At 37.8% G+C, this 254-nt stretch carries 1 pseudogene; it reads left to right on the plus strand.

Going from position 1 to position 254, the window contains the following annotated elements:
• Nucleotides 1-122: pseudogene (locus SB660_RS22195) on the plus strand (arabinan endo-1,5-alpha-L-arabinosidase); the annotation flags it as partial.
• Nucleotides 123-254: the final 132 nt, after the last annotated feature.

Consider the following 254-nt stretch of genomic DNA (forward strand, 5'->3'; position numbering starts at 1 on the left):
GCGGTCAAGACATTGTGAACGGGAATATTTTAGTGCGTCATGCGTATGATGCCGAAAACAGCGGAATTCCGAAGATGCTCATCAATGATATCGATTGGAGTTCAGGCTGGCCTTCCTATTAATTGATCAGCCGGGCATGTGTGTCCGGCTTTTTTACTTGCAATAAAAGATTGACAGTTTGATTCCTCCTTAACTATAATAAAGTTGTTCGTACAAATAAAAGAATAAAAGTTTTATTATTTATATTCGTACGT

This window comes from Bacillus sp. SIMBA_005, assembly GCF_046535585.1.
Lineage (GTDB): Bacteria > Bacillota > Bacilli > Bacillales > Bacillaceae > Bacillus > Bacillus pumilus.